Source organism: Symbiobacterium turbinis, assembly GCF_055383075.1.
This window is the reverse complement of the sequence record NZ_AP042433.1, coordinates 2879894-2899921: the sequence shown is the minus strand read 5'-3', so window position 1 is coordinate 2899921 and position 20028 is coordinate 2879894. Positions and strand designations below refer to the sequence as shown.

Here is a 20028-nt window from a genome sequence, read left to right as displayed (position 1 = left end):
CGTCGTCAACTTGGCCGTCCTCGCTTGGAAGGAGGTGTGGGCTTCGGCCGCCTATGATGAAGGAGATCCTGGACAAGCTGATGCGCGGCGCCCAGCCGGCTGATACGGAGTCCCTCAACCAGAGGCTCACTCCGGAGGAGCGGCACGGCCGGCAGGTCGGCGCGCTCTTCAACCTCCTCATGGCCATCTGGGGCCCGGAGCGGCTGGTGGTCAAGGCCGGCAAGCTGGACGCCCTCGGGCTGATGAAGTCGGACCGGGTGGAGGAGCAGGTGCTGGCCCTGCAGCGGCTCGTCTATGAGGACCCGACGCTCGACACCGTGCCGGAGCCCCGGGAGCTGCCCGAGATCCTGGAGCAGCTGGAGGACGCGGTGGCCGACCTCGCGGCCCGGCGCACGGTCGAAGACCGGATTGAGCGGAAGATCCAGACCCGCATGCAGGAGCGGCAGGAGGACTACTACCGCGAGATCAAGCAGCAGGTGCTGAAGGAGGAGGCAGGGCCCGAAACCAGCTCAACCCTGAAGCGCCTGGAGTGGCTGCAGACGCTGGAGCAGAAGTCGCTGCACCGCACCGCGGTGGAGCTGCTGCGCCCGCGTTCTTTGGCAGAGGTGGTGGGGCAGGACCGGGCGATCCAGGCTCTGCTGGCCAAGGTGGCGTCTCCCTTCCCGCAGCACGTCATTCTGTACGGCCCCCCCGGGGTCGGAAAGACCACGGTGGCCCGCCTGGTGCTGGAGAAGGCCAAGCAGATGCCGCAGACCCCGTTCGCGCAGGACGCGCCCTTCGTCGAGGTCGACGGCACCACCCTACGCTGGGACCCCCGGGAGGTGACGAACCCGCTCCTGGGCTCGGTCCATGACCCCATTTACCAGGGGGCCCGGCGCGACCTGGCGGAGAGCGGCGTGCCCGAGCCGCGGACGGGCCTGGTGACCGATGCGCACGGCGGGGTGCTGTTCATCGACGAGATCGGCGAGATGGACCCCATGCTCCAGAACAAGCTCCTGAAGGTGCTGGAGGACCGGCGGGTCTTCTTCGAGTCCTCGTACTACGACGCGAACGACCCCAACGTGCCAAAGTACGTGAAGAAGCTGTTCGAGGAGGGGGCGCCGGCCGACTTCGTGCTGATCGCCGCGACCACCCGCGACCCCAGCGAGATCAACCCGGCCCTGCGCTCCCGCTGCGCGGAGGTCTTCTTCGAGCCGCTCACGCCGGAGGACATCGCCCGCATTGTGCGGCAGGCCGCCGAGCGGATCGGCGTGCGTCTGGCCCCGGGCGTGGAGGCGATTCTGGCGGACTACACCATCGAGGGGCGCAAGGCGGTGGGCATCCTGGCCGACGCGTACGGCCTCGCCCTGTACCGGGCGGCGGAGGCCGGCGAGCCGGCGGAACCGGTGACCATCACCGAGGATTTGGTCTACGAGGTGATTCAGGCCGGCCGCCTGGCGCCCAACGTGACCCTGAAGGCGTCGCCCACCGCGGAGGTGGGGCGCATCTTCGGGCTCGGCGTGCTGGGCTTCGTCGGCTCGGTCCTGGAGATCGAGGCGGTCGCGTTCCCTGCCCGCGAGAAGGGGAAGGGCGTGCTGCGCATCAACGATACGGCCGGCTCCATGACCAAGGACTCGCTGTTCAACGCGGCCGCGGTGGTACGCAGGGTTACCGGCGAGGACCTGTCGAACTGGGATGTGCATGTGAACGTGGTGGGCGGCGGCCGGATCGACGGGCCCAGCGCCGGCACGGCCATCTACCTGGCGATGATCTCGGCCATGCAGGGCCGGCCCATCCGGCAGGACGTCGCCATCACCGGCGAGGTCTCCATCCGCGGCCAGGTGAGGGCCGTGGGCGGGGTGTACGAGAAGATCTACGGCGCCAAGCAGGCGGGCATGGTCCGCGTGGTCCTGCCCGAGGAGAACCGCAAGGACGTACCGCAGCGCGTGCCGGGCATCGAGATCTGCTTCGCCGCCACCATCGAGGAGGCGATGCGTCTCGTCATGGCCGAGCCCGGCGTTGAGGGGGCAAGCCAGCCGTGAACGTCTTCAGTGAACGGGTTCCGCCGCAGAACCTGGAGGCCGAGCAGTCGGTGCTCGGCGCGATGCTGATCGACCGGGAGGCGGTCATCGCGGTCGCGAACAAGCTGGTGCCGGAGGACTTCTACTCGGACCGGCACCAGCACCTCTACGCCGCCATGATGGCGATCTACAACCGCGGCGAGCCGGTGGATCCCATCACCGTGCAGGACGAGCTGAACCGGATGGGCAAGCTGGAGGAGGTGGGGGGCCTCACCTACCTCACCAGCCTGATCAACCTTGTGCCCACCACCGCCAACGTCCTGCAGTACGCCGAGATCGTGGAGGCGAAGGCGACCCTGCGCCGGCTGCAGACGGCGGCGCGGCGCATCGTGGATGAGTGCTACACCTCCGAGGATGTGGAGACCACGCTGCAGGAGGCGGAGAAGTCCATCTTCGCCGTCACCCAGCGCCGGTCGGCCCGGGGGTACCAGCACATCCGCGACGCGCTGGTGACGGCGTACGGCCACCTGGAGCACCTGTACACCTCCAAGGGCCGGACGACCGGCGTGCCGTCGGGCTACCGCGACCTGGACGCGATGACCTCGGGATTTCAGCCCTCGGACCTGATCATCGTCGCTGCCCGCCCGTCGGTGGGCAAGACCGCCTTCACCCTGAACATCGCGCGCAACGCCGCGGTGCAGGCCAAGGCAAAGGTGATCTTCTTTTCGCTGGAGATGTCGGCGGAGCAGCTCGCCCTGCGCCTGCTGGCGTCTGAGGCGACCGTGGACGGCCACAAGCTGCGCACCGGCCAGCTTCAGGACCAGGACTGGCACAAGCTCGGCACGGCGCTCTCGGTGCTGGGGGAGAGCGACATCTTCATCGACGATACGCCCAACATCCCCCTGCAGGAGATGCGCGCCAAGTCTCGCCGCATCGCGCAGGAGCACGGGCTCGACCTGATCATCGTGGACTACCTGCAGCTGATGTCGCTGCCGCAGCGGCCGGGCCAGCAGACCAACCGGCAGCAGGAGATCTCGGAGATCTCCCGCTCCCTGAAGGCGCTGGCCCGCGAGCTGAAGGTGCCGGTCATCGCCCTGTCGCAGCTCTCCCGCTCGGTGGAGCAGCGGCAGGACAAGCGGCCGATGCTTTCGGACCTGCGGGAATGCCTGACCGGAGATACCCTGGTGAGTCTGGCCTCGGGCGATGTGCGGCCGATCGCCGACCTGGTCGGTGAGCAGCCGGACGTCGTGACGCTCGACGGCTGGCGCATGACGGTCGCGAGGGCAACACGCGTGTGGAAGGTGGGCACGCGGCCTGTCTACCGGCTGACCACCCGGACCGGGCGTGTCATCCGTGCCACCGCGAACCACCCCTTCCGGCAGTTGCACGGCTGGACGGCGCTGCGCGACTTGAAAGCGGGAGACAGAATCGCGATCCCTCGTTCTTATCCGGACACAGCAGGGGTTGACTGGGACGATGAGCACCTGATTCTGCTGGCACACCTGATTGGTGATGGAAGCTACATTCCACGCCAGCCCCTGCGCTACTACAGCAGTTCAGAGGAGAATCTGAAGGCTGTAGCTGAGGCCACAGAAAAGTGTTTTGGCATCCGGGCGAAACCGAGCCGGGTACCCGGCAGCGCCGTCCTGCTTCTGTCAGCAGGGGCTAACAAACACCACCCCGTCCTCGCCTCCTATGCAGCAGTGTTGGAAGACCCTGTACTGGAAGAAGTGGCCGCGGCCGACGTGTCCTGGGACGAAGTCGTCAGCATCGAGCCAGACGGCGAAGCGGATGTGTATGATATGTCTGTGCCGGGGACGAACAACTTCGTCGCCAACGGAATCGTCGTGCACAACTCCGGCGCGCTCGAGCAGGACGCCGACATGGTGGCCTTCCTCTACCGGGAAGACTACTATGACCAGAACACCGATAAGAAGGATATGGTGGAAGTCATCCTGGCCAAGCACCGCAACGGCCCGATCGGGACGGTGGAACTCTACTTCGCGAAGGAGATCCAGCGGATGTACGGCCGCGAGCAAAAGCGGCAGTAGGGGCGCGAAAGTGATGCGCGATGGTGAAGGTTTCCGCGACGACGCACGAATCTTTGACGTCGCGAGTTACGAACATTAGTATCCACAGCTGTGGACAACGTTCGGCTTTCGCATTGACACCGCGAGTGGGCGGATGATACACTGTGCCTGGGAAATCGGCAAGCGCGGACCGGGGGCCCCCGCTGCGGGGCCCCGGCGTGTTTCGTACGGGAGGTGCCGACATGCCAGTAGTCGTGGTCATGGGCGCGCAGTGGGGCGACGAGGGCAAGGGCAAGTTCGTCGACCTGCTTGCGGAGAAGGCGCACGTGGTGGTGCGGTCAACCGGCGGGTCCAACGCCGGCCACACCGTGTGGGCCGGCGGTAAGCAGTATAAACTCCATCAGGTTCCTTCGGGCATCCTCTACCCCGGGACGCTCTGTGTCATCGGGCACGGTGTGGTGCTGGATCCGCCCAAGCTGCTGGAGGAGATGGACCGGCTGGCGGGCCAGGGCGTTGATCTCTCCCACCTGCGCATCAGCGGGGGCGCGCACATCGTGTTCCCCTACCACATCCGGCTGGACAACGCCGAGGAGGACCGGAAGGGCGACCGCAAGATCGGCACCACCCGGCGGGGAATCGGCCCGGCGTACATGGACAAGTTCGCCCGGGTCGGGATCAGGCTGATCGACATGCTCGACCGAGAAGAGTTCCTGCCGAAGCTGACGGCCCTGGTGAAGGAGAAGAACCATCTCCTGGAGCGGGTGTACGGCCTTCCGGGCTTCACCGTCGAGGAGATCGCGGAGCCCTACCTGGAGTGTGCCGAGCGGCTGCGCCCGTACGTGGCCAACACCGTGGAGCTGATCAACGACGCGGTGGACGCCGGCAAGAACGTGCTGTTCGAGGGCGCGCAGGGCCACCTGCTCGACATCGATTTCGGGACCTACCCGTACGTGACCGCCTCGCATCCCATCGCCGCCGGGGCGATTATCGGGGCCGGCGTGGGGCCGACGAAGGTCACGCGGGTGGTGGGCGTGGTGAAGGCCTACACCTCGCGCGTGGGCGAGGGGCCCTTCCCGACCGAGCTGCACGGCGAGGAGGGCGACCGCATCCGCGAGGAGGGCCACGAATACGGCACGACCACCGGCCGCCCGCGCCGCATCGGCTGGCTGGATCTGGTGATGGTTCGCTACGCCTGCCGGGTCAGCGGCATCACCGACCTGGCCGTGCCGCACCTGGACACCCTGGCCAAGACCGGCCTGTCCACGCTGAAGGTGTGCGTGGGCTACCGCCTGCCCGACGGCACGGTTACCCGGGAGTTTCCCCTGGGGCTGAAGGCCCTCAGCGAGGTCGAGCCCGTATACGAGGAGCTCCCCAACTGGGAGTGGTCGGAGGCGATCAGCAACGCCCGGCGGTTCGAGGATCTGCCGGAAGGGGCCCGGCGGTACGTGAAGCTGATCGAGGAGGCGACCGGCGTTCCGGTCTCCATTCTGGGCGTGGGCAGCGAACGGACCCAGGCGATCTACCGCTCCGAGATCTTCTAGACATGTGCGCGGGACGGCTGGCAGCCGTCCCGCGATTTTCAAGCCGCACCTACCTTGCATTGCGGGTTTGCCGCCGCTATAATAGACGTTGTCGAGCAGCCGCGGGTGTAGTTCAATGGTAGAACGTCAGCTTCCCAAGCTGAAAGCGTGGGTTCGATTCCCATCACCCGCTCCAGGCAGGCGGAGACGGCAGCCGTCTCCGTTTTCGATGCCGATGTAGCTCAGCCGGTAGAGCAGCTGATTCGTAATCAGCAGGTCAGGGGTTCGAGTCCCCTCATCGGCTCCAGACGGCCCCCCGAGGTCCCAGAGGCCTCGGGCTTTTTCGCGCCCGGCGACAGGCTTCGACAACTTTCGCACGGCAGGGCTGGTAAAGTATTCCTGAGGTGGTAATTCGTGAAAAACGAACGGGCTCGCAGGAGGCTCCGGGCGCGCAGCCTGCGCCGAGACCTGATGGCGCTTCTCGTGTTTCTGCTCGTCTTCACGCTGCACGGGCTGCAGGGCCGGCTGGAAGCTGCAGACGTGCCGCAGGTGCGCCACCTGGCGCCCGTTGAGCCCACGATACCGGAGCACGACCTGGTGGTCGCGGAGCGGCGGGCGCAGGCGGCCAGGCGCAGCGCATCCGTGCTCGCCCGTGATTCCGCGGAGGCTGCAGCCGAGCTGACGGCGGCCCAGCAACTGCTGGTCCGGCAGGCGGACGCCGAGCGGCGGCGGGAGCTCGCGCGCATCGCAGACCTGGTGCCGCCCGAGTTCCGGCAGATGGTGCTCGACCTCTCCGCCCAGTACGGCGTCGATCCGCGGCTGGTGGCCGCGGTGGGCCACGTGGAGAGCCGGTGGAACCCGCGTACGGTGGGAAGCCACAACGACACCGGGCTGATGCAGATCCTGCCCGGCACCGCGCAGTGGATCGCCGGGCGCCTGGGCTGGTCGGAGTACGACCTGTTCGACCCGTGGACCAACCTGCACATGGGCATCTGGTACCTGCACGTGCTCCACCAGGAGTACGGCTCGTGGGAGAAGGCCCTGGCCGCCTACAACGGCGGGCCCCGCCACGCGCACCTGGGCGCGGCGCACCCGTACGTGGGCAGGGTGATGCGGGTGTACGGGGCCGAATGAGGGAATGGGACGGCCTTACAGATCATAGAAAGAGAGTCAGGCAGTGGTTCCGCAATCTCCAGACTCCTGGCAGGAAACAGAGTATACTAGGCGAAACTATATACCCTGTGACACTAAGGAGGTGGACCCGCCTTGCCACGCCGCCCTCTGTTGCTGGTGGTGCTCGCAGCGGTAATCAGTCTCGGACTTGCAGCCGACCTCGGCTGGCGAAACCTGCAAAGCTCACGGCCGGAAGTGGCGGCGGATGAGCAGGAGTCGGGAACAGATTCGGCCACTGATGCGCTCAGCCCGCTGGTCAGTGCGGACGGCGCCGACCGGGAGCGGACGGACATTGCCTCGCGCCAGGCGCAGGGGCCTCGGACGCTCCGTGAGCCCCAGGGGGAACCCACTGCGGGGCAGATGACCCCGGTCATGAAGGAGGCCACCGTGATCGCCGTTGACGGCGAGCCGGTGGTGGCTGTCGCGGACGCCGCGGCGGCCCAGGAGGTCGTCGACACCATCCTCGCGTCTTACCGGGAATCGTACCTGAGCGACGCCACCGTCATAGAGGACCTCTCCTTCGCCGAGGTCGTCACCTGGGAGGCGGGCGAGGTGGAGGCGGAGAGCATCAAGACGGTGGAGGAGGCCGTCAACGTCCTGCTCCTGGGCACCGACAAGGTGGCCACGTATACGGTCGAATCGGGCGACACCGCCTGGGATATTGCCCTGGAGTACGGCCTGACCACGGACCAGCTGGCCAGGGCCAATCCGGGCGTGGACATCGAGTGGCTGCAGATCGGCCAGGAGCTGACCATCACGTACAAGGAGCCCTACGTACACCCCCAGTCGGTTTCGCAGCGGGTGGTGTACGAGGGCATTCCGTTTGTGGAGGAGCGGATCGAGGACGACAGCCTCTGGCCCTGGGAGTCGTTCGTGGTAACGCCCGGGAGCTGGGGGACCCGTGAGAAGACCGTCCGCGAGCGCCGGCAGGAGGGCGTGGTGGTCAGCACCGAGGTGCTGGCCAGCCGGGTCACCGAGGAGCCGAAGAAGCAGGTGCGCAGGGTGGGCATCAAGCAGGTGCCCGACCTGGGCAGCGGCTCGCTGGTCCTGCCGCTGGTCGGCGAGATCACCTCGTATTACGGCCCGCGCTGGGGCTCGTGGCATAACGGCATCGACATCGCCGCGCCCACGGGCGCGCCGGTGGTTGCGGCCGACAGCGGGATGGTCACCTACGTGGGCTGGAACGGCAACTACGGCAAGATGGTGGAGATCGACCACGGCGGCGGGAAGATGGTGACGTGGTACGCCCACCTGTCCGACTACAACGTGTCGGTCGGTCAGACGGTGGGCAAGGGCGACGTGATCGGCTACGTGGGGAACACCGGGTATTCCACCGGGCCGCACCTGCATTTCGAGATCCGCATCGACGGCAGCCCGGTCAACCCGCTGAACTACTATCCGTAAGGAGGACAGGCCGCCTTCCGGCCGCCGGCGAGTCTGCCGGCGGTCGCCTTGCATGTGCTGCCAGCCGTGGGGAGAGGATAGAGCAGGAAAGGGAAATCTCGCGCAGCCAGGCGCATCCCGCCAGAAGGAGACGGGGTGGGGTTGGTCGAATCATTCAGGAAAGTCATTGACCACAGGCAGCCCCGTCTCGAGTCCATCTCCAGGGAGGGTGCGGTATGGAAAGGCCCAGGGGGACGAAGAGTAAGGCTGATCAGATCAAGGCTTTCCTCGAGCAGTACCAGCCGAAGCTCTCGGAGGCTCGCGGATTTCTGCAGTTCATGCTGTCGAAGGAGGAGATCCTCCGTCGCACTGACCTGGTGTCTGACCTGACGGGCGCCGAGTGCGCCATCCTGGTTTCGGCCAAGGGCTCGGGAACGTGGCCGTTTCTGTTCCGCCGGGGGGACAAGGTCTACACCAAGACCTCGCAGGCGGTGGTGGAGCTGATGAAGTCCCTGCCGGAGCGCATCGCCCTCTGCCTTTCCACCGCTCCGCCGCAGTGGAGCGAGGAGCGGCAGGAGTTCCTCGACCTGCTGGCCCGCTGGCACGACGAGGTGTTCAATGAAGACCTGGAGCGGGTGACGCGGCGGCAGGAGCTGCTCCGGCAGATCGACGACGCCCTTGACCGGGGAGACCGGCGCCTGTTTGAGCAGCTCTCAGCTGAGCTGCGCCGGTTGAACTGAAGTCATATACCGACATCGCGGGGCCGTCCGCCTGGACCGGCCCCGGTTTGCTTGTCTGCCAAAGTCTGCGGATGGCTGCAGGCCCGGCCGTGAATTATACTAGACTATGTTAATGTACTATCTTATCGTTTTAGGAGTTTATAGCGATGAACAGAAAGCGCGCGCAGCGGCTGCTCACCGCCCTGGCGGCCGGGGCCTTCCTCCTCTGCTCGCTGCTGGGCTGGCCCGAGGCGCGGGCAGCCGCCTATCGCTATTACCGCCAGCAGGGGCGGGTGCGCATCCTGGCTGGCCTCTCCGGCTACCAGGAGGCGGGGTCGGCGCGGTTCGTCCTGTACCACCGACCGGGCGACGGCGACCTGGCGCCGCTCATTCTCGCGCATGCGGAGTCGGTTTACGACCTGGTGGTCAGCCACGTGGGGTACCGGCCCGTGGGCCGCGTGCCCCTGATCCTGTACCCTGACCGCACCGAGCTGCGTGCGGCCTACGGCTGGGAGAGCGGTCAGAGCGCAGTCGGGGTCTATTGGCGGGGGACGGTGGGGCTGCTCTCGCCGAAGGTGTGGATCGCGGCCCGCGACGCCGATGAGCTGGCCGATCGGTTCCGGCGCAGCAACCCTATTGCCCACGAGCTGACCCACTACGTGCTGGACGAGTGGACCGACGGCAACTACCCCCGCTGGTTCACCGAGGGGCTGGCCCAGTACGTCGAGGAGATGGCGACGGGCTATCTGTGGCTGGAGGCGGGCGCATCGCTGGATCAGCCGCTCTACGCCCTGTCTGAGCTGACGGAGCGCTTCGACGCCCTGCCCAACCAGCCCCTGGCCTACCGACAGAGCTACTCTCTGGTAGCCTACATGGCTGAAACGTACGGCGAGGACGGGGTGACCGAGGTCATCGCGCGCCTGGGCGAAGGGGCGCCGTTTGACCGGGCGGTTGAAACGGCCCTGGGGCGCTCCATGCAGGCGATCTACGCGGATTGGGCGGACTGGGCCCGGCGGCATGCGGCTTAGGGAAGGAACGGGCGGCTCACGGATCGAAAAGGCCTGCTGGAAGAGAGATAAGGAGAGGACGTTATGGCCGATCGCATCCTGGTCGTGGACGACGAGCGCCCGATCGCCGAGATTCTGAAGTTCAGCTTTGAGCGCGAGGGCTTCGAGGTGGAGATGGCCTTCGATGGCGAGGAGGCCGTCGCCAAGGCCCGCGCTTCCCACTTTGACCTCGTCATTCTCGACATCATGCTGCCGAAGCTGGACGGCTTCTCGGTATGCAAGGAGATCCGCCGCTTCTCCACGGTGCCGATCCTGATGCTGACGGCGAAGGAGGACGAGGTGGACAAGGTCCTCGGGCTGGAACTCGGGGCCGATGATTACGTGACGAAGCCCTTCAGCCCCCGTGAGCTGATCGCCCGCGTGCGGGCGATCCTGCGGCGCGCCCGGGTGGCCGAGGCCGGCCGGCCCCGGGCCGTGAACGACGAGATTCTGCGCGAGGGCGACATCACCATCAACCTGACGAGCTACGAGGTGCGCAAGGGCGACCAGCCGCTGGAGCTGACCCCCCGCGAGTTCGAACTCCTCCGCTTTCTGATGGCCCACGCCGGCCAGGTCTTCTCGCGCGAGTCGCTGCTGGAGGAGGTCTGGGGCTACGACTATTACGGCGACGTGCGCACCGTGGACGTGACGGTGCGGCGGCTCCGGGAGAAGCTGGAGGAGAACACGGCGCGGCCCGAGTACATCAAGACGCGGCGCGGGGTGGGCTACTACTTCCAGCGGTTTGATTAACGGAAAGGGTGCAGAGCGTGTTCCGCAGCATTCAGGGGAAGCTGGTGGTCGTCTACCTGCTCCTGATCGTGGTCGCGATGGAGTTGGCGAGCCTCTACCTTCTGCGGGAGCTGGAGCGCAGCTACATCGGCAAGGTCCAGGACGACCTGCACCAGAGCGCGCAGCTTCTGGCCGGACAGCTCTCCAACTTCATCCGCAACGACCGCCTCGACCCTGAGGCGGTTGACCAGTATATGGAACGCTGGCCGGGCGAGGTGCTGGTGCTGGACGCCAACGGCGTCGTCATCGGCGCGACGGCGCGCCTGCCCAACCGGGACGAGCTGCTGGGCCTGAAGTTCAACCACGACGACGTCTCGCCCGCGTTCTTCGGCAACATCAACCGGAGAACGGGCATGGAAGGCGCGCAGCGGATGGCCTACGAGGCGGTGCCGATCACCGTGGCGGACAACGTCATCGGGGTGATCTACCTGAAGGACTCCCTTGAGGAGGCCTACGCCCGGCTCCGGGACCTGCGGGACATCCTGCTGGTCGCGACGCTGGTGGCCATGGCCTCGACCGTGGTGCTGGGCTTTGCCCTGGCCCGCACCATCACCGGGCCGATTCGGGAGCTCACCCGCACCGCCGCGCAGATCGCCGGCGGCAACTTCGACCAGCAGATTCAGGTGAGGTCGAGCGACGAGATCGGCCAGCTGGCCGAGATGTTCAACCGGATGAGCCGGCAGCTGAAGGAGACCATGAGCGAGATTCAGGACGAGAAGAGCCAGGCCGAGGCCATCCTGACCCACATGGCCGACGGCCTCATGGCCCTGAATGCCAGCGGGCGCATCATCCGGCTCAACCCGGCGGCGCAGCGGATGTTTCAGGTGGCGGAACTGCAGGCCATCGGCCGCCGCCCCGGGGAGCTGGCGGAGGACTCGGGGCTGGAGGAGGCCCTGTCGGAGGCCTGGGATCAGAGCAGCGCGCTCACTCGGCAGATCCGCCTGAAGGACCGGGTGCTGCAGGCGTACATCACGCCGCTGAAGAGCGACGGCCGCCAGCCCGCCGGCACGGTCATCGTGTTCCACGACATCACGGAGCTGGAGAAGCTGGAGAGCCTGCGCCGGGAGTTCGTGGCGAACGTTTCGCACGAGCTGAAGACGCCGCTGACGACGGTGAAGAGCTACGTTGAGACCCTGCTGGACGGCGCGGCGGAGGACCCGGAGGTGCGGGACCGCTTCCTGCGGGTGGTGGACGGCGAGACAGAACGGATGACCCGGCTGGTGCGCGACCTCCTGCGCCTGACCCACATGGACGAGGGGACCAGCCGCTGGACCATCGCGCCCCAGGATGTGGGCGAACTGGTGGCCGAGGCCGCGGGCCGGCTCCGCGTGCAGGCGGAGCGGAAGCGGCTCGCCGTCGCCTGCGAGGTGGATCCCGAAACGCCCGCCGCCCTGTGCGACTACGACAAGATTCAGCAGGTGGTGATCAACCTGCTGGCCAACGCGATCGAGTTCACGCCGAATGGCGGGCGCATCCAGATCTCCGTGGCGCCCGCCGGCGACGAGGTGCAGGTGGCCATTCAGGACACGGGCATCGGCATTCCAGCTGAGGACCTGCCCCGCATCTTCGAGCGCTTCTACCGGGTCGACAAGGCCCGGTCCCGCTCGATGGGCGGCACCGGGCTCGGCCTCTCCATCGCCAAGCAGATCGTCGAGCTCTCGGGCGGCAGCATTTCCATCGAATCAGAGGTGGACCGGGGCACGACGGTCACCTTCACGCTGCCCGCTGCCGGAGCCCGGGAGGTGAGCGGCGCATGAAGCTCACGTTCCGGGCGCGCGAGGCGCTTCTGGACCTGCTGCTCGTGCTTCTGGTGCTCACCAGCCTGCTGCTCTCGGTGCGCATATGGTATCCGGAACCGCTCTTCAGCGGCCCGGACACCACCGAGCCCAGCCTGCAGCTTCAGCCCGTCCCCATCATGCGCGAGATGCCGGAGATCTTCCGGCCCGAGCGGGTGGTGGTGCTGAATGCGGAGGGAAGCCGGGCGGAACTGCACGCGGGCTCATCCACCTACAGCACCTCGTGGCAGCGGATTCGCAAGGCCCTCACCGGCCTGGACGTCCGGGGCGGTGCGGCGCTCATCGACCAGGTGCCCTGGGGGGAGGAGGCGGCCCCCGCGCTGGAGCTGCACCTGCCCACCGCGCTGCTCGTCAGCCAGTGGGCCGATCTGCTGCAATGGGAGACCCCGTTTCTGCGCAACGGGTCGATTCTGGTGGACCGGGTGATCGTGACGCTGGGCGAGCACGCCGCCGTCTACCTCTCCGGGCCGCCCGGCTTCCACCTCTTCCTGGCCGACCTGCCGGAGGCGCAGCGGTCGGCGCTGGCCGGCCATATCGAGCATTTGGATCCGGCCCTCTTCGGGCAGTACCGGGAGCTGGTCCTGGACGGGCTGGGCGTGACGGTCTCGCCCGGGCTGGTGGTGCCGGACGTCGCTGAGCTGCCCGCAGCCGCGGTCGTCACCTCGATGCCCGACCTCAGGGAGGAGGAGGTCCGCTACTTCCCGGACCTCTCCGTCGTCCGGCAGATCGACGAGCACGACGCCCGAAGCCTGACCGATGGCAGGCGGCTGCTCCGGCTCACCGGATCGGGCCTGCTGCAGTACCGGACGGCGGAGGCATCCGCCGAGACCGCGGCGCCGACCCTGGAGCGGGCCCTGGAGGCGGCGGGCAACTGGGTCGGCTCGCGGGGCGGCTGGCCCCAGGATGTGGTACTGCATCGCTACGTACGGGATGCAGGCTTTGGGCAGCTTGCCTTCGAAGTTCATACCGGAGCCAGGTATCCGGTTCAGTCGTTGCCCGGCGTGATGCAGGTGCACGTCTCTGCGACAGACCGGGTCATCTACTTCGAACGCACGCCCACGGTGGCGAATGTCACGTTCGATGGCGACCCGCTTCCCCTCATGCCGCCCGAGGCCGCGCTGGCCCATGCGCTCCCGGCGGCGCCGGCCCTGAGGACGGAGCCCATCCGGGCGATGTACCTGACGTACCTTCTGAAGCCGCCGGCCGACGCCGGAGAGCCGTGGACGGCCGAACCGACATGGGTCATTCAGGCGGGCCAGACCGAAGTGTACGTGAACGCCGTGGCCAGGGAGTACCCGCTGCCGCCGAAGGTCGTTCAATAACGCGGACTAGCCGTAACCTTTTCTGCGCCTGTTTCGTTTAGGAGGTGGGGCATTGGACTGGACGCGGGCGCGCGCCATCCTGCTGGCGGCTTTCGCCGTGGTCAACCTGATCCTGGCGTACTCGCTCTGGGGTCCGAAAGGCGAGATGGATCCCAGCGAGCCCACCGCCCGGTCTCAGCTGGTCCAGCTGCGGGCACGCCTGGATGAGCGGGGGCTCCTCCTGCCCAGCGGCGTCACCGTGCCCACCACGCCAGCCCCCATGCGTTTCTTACGTGTGGAATTTCGGCAAGACCCCACCAAATCGGGGTCGTCCGGCGAAGTCTCTGAGGGAGCGGCTGACGGCGCCGGACTGCGCGCCCGGTACGATGCGGGAACGCGCGAAACGGTGCTGGTGCCGGTTAACCGGGATGAGCAGACGCCGGTGGACCTGTCTGACCGCGTCGCGCTCCGCGAGGCGGCCGAGGACTTCCTGCGGGAGCACGGCCTTCTCCCCGCCGAGGTGCAGCTCTCGGGCATCTTCCTGCGGGAAGACGGGGCGATGGTGGAGTTCGTGCCCGCCTTCGAGGGGCTGCCGGTCTTCTCGGGCTACCTGCGCGTCTACCTCTCGGCGCAGGGGATAGAGCGGGTGGTGCAGCACTGGGTGGAGCCGGTGGGGTTCAAGGATGGCGCCGCGAAAGCGGTCCGCCCCGCGGCGGAGGCCCTGCTGCGGCTGGCCGGCCATCTGCAGGCGGGCGGCGAGCACGTCCGCACCATCGTGGACGTGAGGCTGGGCTACTACTCGGGCCCCTCGGTGACGGTGCCGGAAGCAGAGGAGATCAGCGCCTGGGATACGGTTCCGGTGTGGCGCATCACGCTGGACAATGGTCAGGTCTATTATGTAAATGCATTCAATGGTGAACTAGAGTCATAACTCGGGTGCCCCGGGAAGTATGGCCAGACCGGCAAGGAGGAAAGGCTTTGACGACATTGACGATTCGCGGCGGCCGCCCCCTTCAAGGGACGATTCGGGTTGGTGGGCGGAAGAACGCCACGCTGCCGTTGATTGCCGCAACACTGCTCGCCGACGGGACGAGCCGGCTGGAGAACGTGCCGCAGATTCACGACGTGAAGGTGTACCGGAATCTGCTCACGGGGCTGGGCGCCCGGGTGGACTGGGACCCTGTGAACGGCAATCTTACTGTACACACCGACGGGGTCAGGCCCGGCGAGCCGGACTACCACCTGGCGTCGTCGATTCGCGCATCCTACTACCTGCTCGGGGTCATGCTCGCCCGCTACGGCGAGGCCAGCGTGCCCATGCCCGGCGGGGACAACATCGGCCACCGCCCGGTGGACCAGCACATCAAGGGGCTTACGGCCCTGGGCGCGGAGGTCTGGGTGGACCGGGGGATCATCCGGGCGCGGGCCAGGCGGCTGCGCGGGACCAGCGTCTACCTGGACATCATCAGCGTCGGCGCGACCATCCAGGTGATGCTGGCGGCCTCGCTCGCGGAGGGCACCACCGTCATCCAGAACTGCGCCCGGGAACCGCACGTGGTGGCGGTGGCGAACTTCATCAACGCCTGCGGCGGCAAGGTGACCGGCGCGGGGACGGACACGATCCGGGTCAGGGGCGTGGAGCGGCTGGTGGGCGCGACCCACACGGTCATCCCTGACGACATCGAGGCGGGCACCTGGATGATGGCCGCGGCGATGACGCAGGGGGACGTGACGCTGCAGAATGTGATTCCCACCCACATCACGCCGATCATCGCCAAGCTCCGGGAGGCGGGGGTGGAGATCCACGAGCTCGGCGATGCCGTGCGGGTGATCGGCAGGGGCCGGCCGAAGGCGATCAATGTGAAGACCCTGCCGTACCCCGGCTTCCCGACGGACGCCCAGAGCCAGATGACGGCGATGCTTTCGCTGGCCGAGGGGACGAGCTATGTCACGGAGACGCTGTACGAGGACCGGTTCCGCTTCGTGCCGGAGCTGGTGCGCATGGGCGCCGAGATCCGGGTGGAGGGGCGCACGGCCATCGTGAAGGGCGTGGAACGGCTCTACGGTGCGCCGGTGGAGGCGACCGACATCCGGGCCGGCGCGGCCCTGGTGATCGCCGGGCTGGCCGCCGAGGGCGAGACGACGATCTACGGGATGGAGCACGTGCAGCGCGGGTATGAGAAGCTGGAGCAGAAGCTGCTGGCCCTGGGCGCCGATGCGAAGGTGCAGCGGCAGGGGGCGGCGGTAGTTTAGCGGAAGACTAAAGGCGGTGCCCCGGGGCACCGCCTTTACGTATGTGTGAGGGGGTATCGCGTTGCGGATTCGGCTGGTGACGGTGGGCAAGGTGAAGGAGCGGTACCTGCAGGACGGGGTGCAGGAGTATCTGAAGCGGCTGCGCCCCTATGCCCGGGTGGAGATGGTGACCCTGCCGGACGAGCCGATTCCGGACGGCGCATCGCCGGCGCAGGAGGCGCAGGTGATGCAGCGGGAGGGCGAGCGGATCCTGCGCGCCCTCGACCAGGGCGGCCAGGAGCACGTGGTGGTGCTGGACGGCCGCGGCCGGAACATGTCGTCTGAGGAGCTGGCGGCCTTCCTGGCGGAGCGGGCCCTGCGCGGGGACTCCAACCTGGCCTTCGTCATCGGCGGTTCGCTGGGGCTGGACCAGGCGGTGCTCGCCCGGGCGGATACGACGCTTTCGCTGGGGCGCATGACGTTTCTGCATCAGATGGTGCCGCTGATCCTGCTGGAGCAGATTTATCGGGGGTTCAAGATTAATCGGGGGGAGAAGTACCACAAGTAGTTGCTGAATCTCGCAAACAACATAGGTGGCTTGATCATCGTTGAGCGGGTCGAAGGCCGGGGAAAACCTGGGCGACGCCCCGCTCGTTCGTTACGACGATAGGAACGATTGCCGCCGAACCACGCCCCTCTCCAAGATCGGCGCCGTGTACACGGCCACAGGATACGGCGCCGATTGCCTACTGGGATCGGAGGCGCTCTTGTGCAAGACGCGTATTGACGCGGCCAAGCTCATAACCATATGCTTATAGCGTAGGGAGGGGGTCCTATGGAAGAACACGTGATCCTCATGAAGGCGCTCGCAGATACGACACGCCTCAAACTCCTGAAGCTGATCTGGGACCAGGAGCGATGCGTATGTGAGCTGCAGCCGATTCTCGGAATCAGCCAACCGGCGGTCTCGCAGCACATCGCCAAGCTGAAGGCGGCCGGGCTGGTCAAGGAACGCCGAGCAGGGATGTGGGTTCACTACCAGGCCAATCGCTCTCGACTCCTGGAAGGGTTGGAGGCGTTCAAGGCGTTTCTGGATGCGGACCTTGACACCATTCCAGAACTGGCCGGGATCAAGTCCGAAGGTTGCTGCTGACGATCGGCAAGGGGGAGGAGATCGCCTGTGAGGCTGGCGGTGTTTTCGGATGTTCACGGAAACATCCAGGGCCTGACAGCTGTGCTCGCAGATATCGAAGCGCATGGGGTCGATCTGGTCTGGTGTGGGGGAGACCTGGTCGGTTACGGAGCGAACCCTGGGGATGTGATCGAGGCCATTCGGCAGCGGGGGATTCCCACCATCATGGGCAATTACGATAACGCGATCGGTTACTTTCGCATGGCCTGCGGCTGCGACTACGCGGACGAAGACGCCATGAACCGGGGACTACGGTCCGTCGCCTGGACGAAGGAGCACACCAGCGAAGCGCACAAGGCGTTTCTGCGCAACCTTCCCTACCGGTTGCACCGTACGATCGAGGGACGCGAGGTGGTACTCGTCCACGGCAGCCCGGCTTCGTTGACCGAGTATCTGTTTGAAGACGTGCCTGAGCAGGTTCTCGCCGGCCATCTGGCAGCGACTGGCGCCCATGTGCTGATTTGCTGCCATACGCACAAGCCGTACCACCGGCGCGTGGGAGCCAGCCACGTCATCAACGCGGGGAGTGCCGGCAAGCCGAAGCATGGGAATCCCAACGCCACGTACGTGATCCTTGACATCAGTGCGAATGACGTCACCAGCGAGATCGTCGAGGTCCCGTACGACTACGAGGCCGCAGTCCGGGCCATTGAGGCGACCGACCTACCGCATGAGTTCGCGGCGATGCTCCGGACGGGCCGGGGCTAGAAAGCGTCCCACACAAAAGGCGTGTGGTTGGCCCCTACCGGGGGGTCCTGCCCGAAGTGGCGGTTGCCTCTATGGAGGAGCAACTCTCTGGGGCGTGCACCACCGAGATCGCCGCCTTCGACGAGTTTGCCAAGCTCATCGGCGATCCGAGTGCGACCGAGGGTTATGACCACGTGATCTTCGACACGGCCCCCACGGGTCACACCCTGCGCTTGCTCTCGCTCCCCCAGGCCTGGTCTGGCTTCATCGCCACCAGTACCCACGGGGCATCCTGCCTGGGGCCGCTGGCCGGGCTGGAGGCGGAGCGGGAGATTTACGCTGCCACCGCACAGTCTTTGGCCGACCCAGTGAAGTCCACGCTGGCGCTCGTGAGCCGACCGGAGCGAGCCGCACTCTCGGAGGCTTCCGTGCGTTTGCGGAGAGCGTGGACGGCGGGGACGAGCAGTTCGTCATTCTGGACACCGCCCCCACCGGGCACACGGTCCTCCTGCTAGAGGCGGCCGAGTCCTATGACCGGGAGATCCGGCGCAGCGCCGGGCATACGCCGGAGCCTGTGCGCCGCCTGCTGCCCCGTCTACGAGACCCGAACTTCACCAAGATTCTGTTGGTCACGCACGCGGAGGCGACACCGGTGGCCGAGGCTGAACGGCTTCAGGCCGACCTGCGCAGGGCTGGCATTGAGCCGTTCGGGTGGGTGGTCAATCAGAGCCTCCTGGCCAGCGGCACCCGGGATGCGCAGTTGCAGCATCGTGCCGCGGCGCAGCTGCCCTTCGTCCGCCGCGTGGCGGAGGACCTATCGGAACGGACGGCACTGATCCCATGGCTCACGGAGGTGCCGGTCGGCCCTGAGCGGTTGGCTGCGCTGCTCCGTGCCTGATTTGCGTGAGACCGAGGAGGGACAGAACATGTCGGCACCAAGCCCGCGCCTCTCAGTCCTGGACCGCTTTCTGACCCTCTGGATATTCCTGGCCATGGCGTTCGGGGTGGGCCTTGGCTACTTCGTGCCCGGCGTGGAGGGGTTCATCAACCGCTTTCAGGTGGGCACAACAAACATCCCGCTCGCCATTGGTCTGATTCTCATGATGTACCCGCCGCTCGCGAAGGTGCGGTACGAGGAGCTCCCCGACGTATTCCGGGACTGGAAAGTGCTTGGCCTCTCACTCTTCCAGAACTGGATCGTGGGTCCGAGCCTGATGTTCCTGCTGGCCATCATCTTTCTGCACAACTACCCGGAGTACATGGCCGGCGTGGTCATGATCGGTCTCGCTCGCTGCATCGCTATGGTCATCGTCTGGAACGACCTGGCCAGGGGCGATGCACAGTACGCCGCCGGGCTGGTCGCCTTCAACAGTATCTTCCAGGTGATATTTTACAGTTTGTATGCCTGGATCTTCATCACCGTTCTCCCGCCGCTCTTCGGGTTGGCTGGCTCGACGGTGAACATCTCCATCGGCCAGATTGCGGAGAGCGTGGCCATCTACCTGGGCATTCCCTTCGCGGCCGGCTTCCTCACCCGGCTCGGGCTCGTGCGGGTCAAGGGCAAGCGGTGGTATGAGACGCAGTTCATCCCGAAGATCAGCCCAGTCACCCTCACCGCTTTGCTGTTCACCATCGTGGTCATGTTCAGCCAGAAGGGGAACCTGATCGTTCAGATCCCCATGGACGTACTCCGTATTGCCATTCCGTTGATCATCTACTTCGTGGTGATGTTTCTGATCAGCTTCTGGTTGAGCCAGAGGATGGGCACCAACTATGCGAAGACGACCACGCTCGCCTTTACTGCTTCCGGCAACAACTTTGAGTTGGCCATCGCCGTGGCGGTCGCTGTTTTCGGCATCGACTCCGGCGCGGCCTTCGCCGCCGTGGTGGGTCCGCTGATTGAGGTGCCGGTGATGATCGGCCTGGTGAAGGTGGCGTACGCCCTCAAGCACCGGTACTGGCCGGAGATGGTGGCGTAAGCCTGATCGTCTGCCATCAGACGGTGGCCGCGCAACGTGTCAGGCAGTGACAGCGGCTGCCGCCGAGCACTTGCTGTCATGGGTGACCCCTGTGAGTGGGGGCATGTCTAGGGGAGGCTTTGCACTGTGAAGCCGAGCGCGGGGGTTGAAGGGTTGCCCGAGACGAAATGGAGGTGCATGG

Annotated in this window: 18 protein-coding genes and 2 tRNA genes; all 20 read left to right on the top strand. The window is 66.5% G+C overall.

The annotated features are described in order from the left end of the window. The first annotated feature begins 56 nt into the window (after positions 1-56). The 20 genes from lonC to arsB all read left to right on the top strand — a co-directional run bounded on the left by lonC (position 57) and on the right by arsB (position 19847). Positions 57-2021, top strand: coding sequence for a Lon family ATP-dependent protease (lonC, locus tag ACZ45O_RS13945; protein WP_464853813.1), 1965 nt, complete (start codon positions 57-59; stop codon positions 2019-2021). Beyond that, positions 2018-4051, top strand: a complete 2034-nt coding sequence (dnaB, locus tag ACZ45O_RS13940; protein WP_464853812.1) for a replicative DNA helicase — start codon at positions 2018-2020, stop codon at positions 4049-4051. The genes lonC and dnaB overlap by 4 nt, the downstream gene beginning before the upstream one ends. 221 nt (positions 4052-4272) lie before the next feature. After that, on the top strand, positions 4273-5571 hold the full coding sequence (locus tag ACZ45O_RS13935) for an adenylosuccinate synthase (RefSeq protein WP_464853811.1): 1299 nt from the start codon (positions 4273-4275) through the stop codon (positions 5569-5571). 101 nt (positions 5572-5672) lie between these two features. Continuing rightward, positions 5673-5746, top strand: a tRNA-Gly gene (locus tag ACZ45O_RS13930). Between the two features lie 35 nt (positions 5747-5781). Then, positions 5782-5857: transfer RNA gene (locus tag ACZ45O_RS13925), tRNA-Thr, on the top strand. 107 nt (positions 5858-5964) lie between these two features. Then, positions 5965-6684, top strand: coding sequence for a lytic transglycosylase domain-containing protein (locus ACZ45O_RS13920; protein ID WP_464853809.1), 720 nt, complete (start codon positions 5965-5967; stop codon positions 6682-6684). A gap of 132 nt (positions 6685-6816) precedes the next feature. Further along, positions 6817-8127 carry a peptidoglycan DD-metalloendopeptidase family protein gene (locus tag ACZ45O_RS13915; RefSeq protein WP_464853808.1) on the top strand — a complete coding sequence of 437 codons (1311 nt, stop codon included), beginning with the start codon at positions 6817-6819 and terminating at the stop codon, positions 8125-8127. Between the two features lie 215 nt (positions 8128-8342). Then, complete coding sequence (locus ACZ45O_RS13910; RefSeq protein ID WP_464853807.1) at positions 8343-8846, top strand: YpiB family protein; 504 nt, start codon at positions 8343-8345, stop codon at positions 8844-8846. A gap of 146 nt (positions 8847-8992) precedes the next feature. Next, positions 8993-9853: a peptidase MA family metallohydrolase gene (locus tag ACZ45O_RS13905; protein ID WP_464853805.1), complete on the top strand. Its 861-nt coding sequence runs from the start codon at positions 8993-8995 to the stop codon at positions 9851-9853. A gap of 63 nt (positions 9854-9916) precedes the next feature. Continuing rightward, entirely contained in the window at positions 9917-10621 is a 705-nt protein-coding gene (locus ACZ45O_RS13900) for a response regulator (protein ID WP_464853803.1), read from the top strand. A gap of 17 nt (positions 10622-10638) precedes the next feature. After that, positions 10639-12417 carry a two-component system histidine kinase PnpS gene (gene pnpS / locus ACZ45O_RS13895; protein WP_464853801.1) on the top strand — a complete coding sequence of 593 codons (1779 nt, stop codon included), beginning with the start codon at positions 10639-10641 and terminating at the stop codon, positions 12415-12417. Continuing rightward, complete coding sequence (gene yycH / locus ACZ45O_RS13890) at positions 12414-13778, top strand: two-component system activity regulator YycH (RefSeq protein ID WP_464853799.1); 1365 nt, start codon at positions 12414-12416, stop codon at positions 13776-13778. Before pnpS ends, yycH begins: the two co-directional genes overlap by 4 nt. A 52-nt stretch (positions 13779-13830) precedes the next feature. Next, a complete protein-coding gene (yycI, locus tag ACZ45O_RS13885) occupies positions 13831-14688 on the top strand; it encodes a two-component system regulatory protein YycI (RefSeq protein ID WP_464853797.1) in 858 nt (285 codons plus the stop codon). 47 nt (positions 14689-14735) lie between these two features. After that, positions 14736-16010, top strand: coding sequence for a UDP-N-acetylglucosamine 1-carboxyvinyltransferase (murA, locus tag ACZ45O_RS13880; RefSeq protein WP_464853796.1), 1275 nt, complete (start codon positions 14736-14738; stop codon positions 16008-16010). Positions 16011-16071: 61 nt separating this feature from the next. Next, complete coding sequence (gene rlmH / locus ACZ45O_RS13875; RefSeq protein ID WP_464853794.1) at positions 16072-16557, top strand: 23S rRNA (pseudouridine(1915)-N(3))-methyltransferase RlmH; 486 nt, start codon at positions 16072-16074, stop codon at positions 16555-16557. 267 nt (positions 16558-16824) lie between these two features. Beyond that, the gene (locus ACZ45O_RS13870) at positions 16825-17142 is read left to right on the top strand and encodes an ArsR/SmtB family transcription factor (RefSeq protein ID WP_464853792.1); all 318 of its coding nucleotides are present in this window, start codon (positions 16825-16827) and stop codon (positions 17140-17142) included. 27 nt (positions 17143-17169) lie between these two features. Next, entirely contained in the window at positions 17170-17889 is a 720-nt protein-coding gene (locus ACZ45O_RS13865) for a metallophosphoesterase family protein (RefSeq protein ID WP_464853790.1), read from the top strand. A 71-nt stretch (positions 17890-17960) separates the two neighbouring features. Further along, complete coding sequence (locus tag ACZ45O_RS13860; RefSeq protein ID WP_464857774.1) at positions 17961-18383, top strand: ArsA-related P-loop ATPase; 423 nt, start codon at positions 17961-17963, stop codon at positions 18381-18383. Beyond that, a complete protein-coding gene (locus tag ACZ45O_RS13855; protein WP_464853789.1) occupies positions 18314-18766 on the top strand; it encodes an ArsA-related P-loop ATPase in 453 nt (150 codons plus the stop codon). Before ACZ45O_RS13860 ends, ACZ45O_RS13855 begins: the two co-directional genes overlap by 70 nt. Before the next feature lie 28 nt (positions 18767-18794). Next, positions 18795-19847, top strand: a complete 1053-nt coding sequence (arsB, locus tag ACZ45O_RS13850) for an ACR3 family arsenite efflux transporter (RefSeq protein ID WP_464853787.1) — start codon at positions 18795-18797, stop codon at positions 19845-19847. Positions 19848-20028: the final 181 nt, after the last annotated feature.

Coding starts and splice junctions, on each gene's coding strand:
- lonC (WP_464853813.1), top strand. CDS start 57: ATGAAGGAGATCCTGGACAAGCTGATGCGCGGCGCCCAGCCGGCTGAT.
- ACZ45O_RS13900 (WP_464853803.1), top strand. CDS start 9,917: ATGGCCGATCGCATCCTGGTCGTGGACGACGAGCGCCCGATCGCCGAG.
- yycH (WP_464853799.1), top strand. CDS start 12,414: ATGAAGCTCACGTTCCGGGCGCGCGAGGCGCTTCTGGACCTGCTGCTC.
- ACZ45O_RS13905 (WP_464853805.1), top strand. CDS start 8,993: ATGAACAGAAAGCGCGCGCAGCGGCTGCTCACCGCCCTGGCGGCCGGG.
- ACZ45O_RS13870 (WP_464853792.1), top strand. CDS start 16,825: ATGGAAGAACACGTGATCCTCATGAAGGCGCTCGCAGATACGACACGC.
- ACZ45O_RS13910 (WP_464853807.1), top strand. CDS start 8,343: ATGGAAAGGCCCAGGGGGACGAAGAGTAAGGCTGATCAGATCAAGGCT.
- arsB (WP_464853787.1), top strand. CDS start 18,795: ATGTCGGCACCAAGCCCGCGCCTCTCAGTCCTGGACCGCTTTCTGACC.
- ACZ45O_RS13935 (WP_464853811.1), top strand. CDS start 4,273: ATGCCAGTAGTCGTGGTCATGGGCGCGCAGTGGGGCGACGAGGGCAAG.
- ACZ45O_RS13860 (WP_464857774.1), top strand. CDS start 17,961: ATGGAGGAGCAACTCTCTGGGGCGTGCACCACCGAGATCGCCGCCTTC.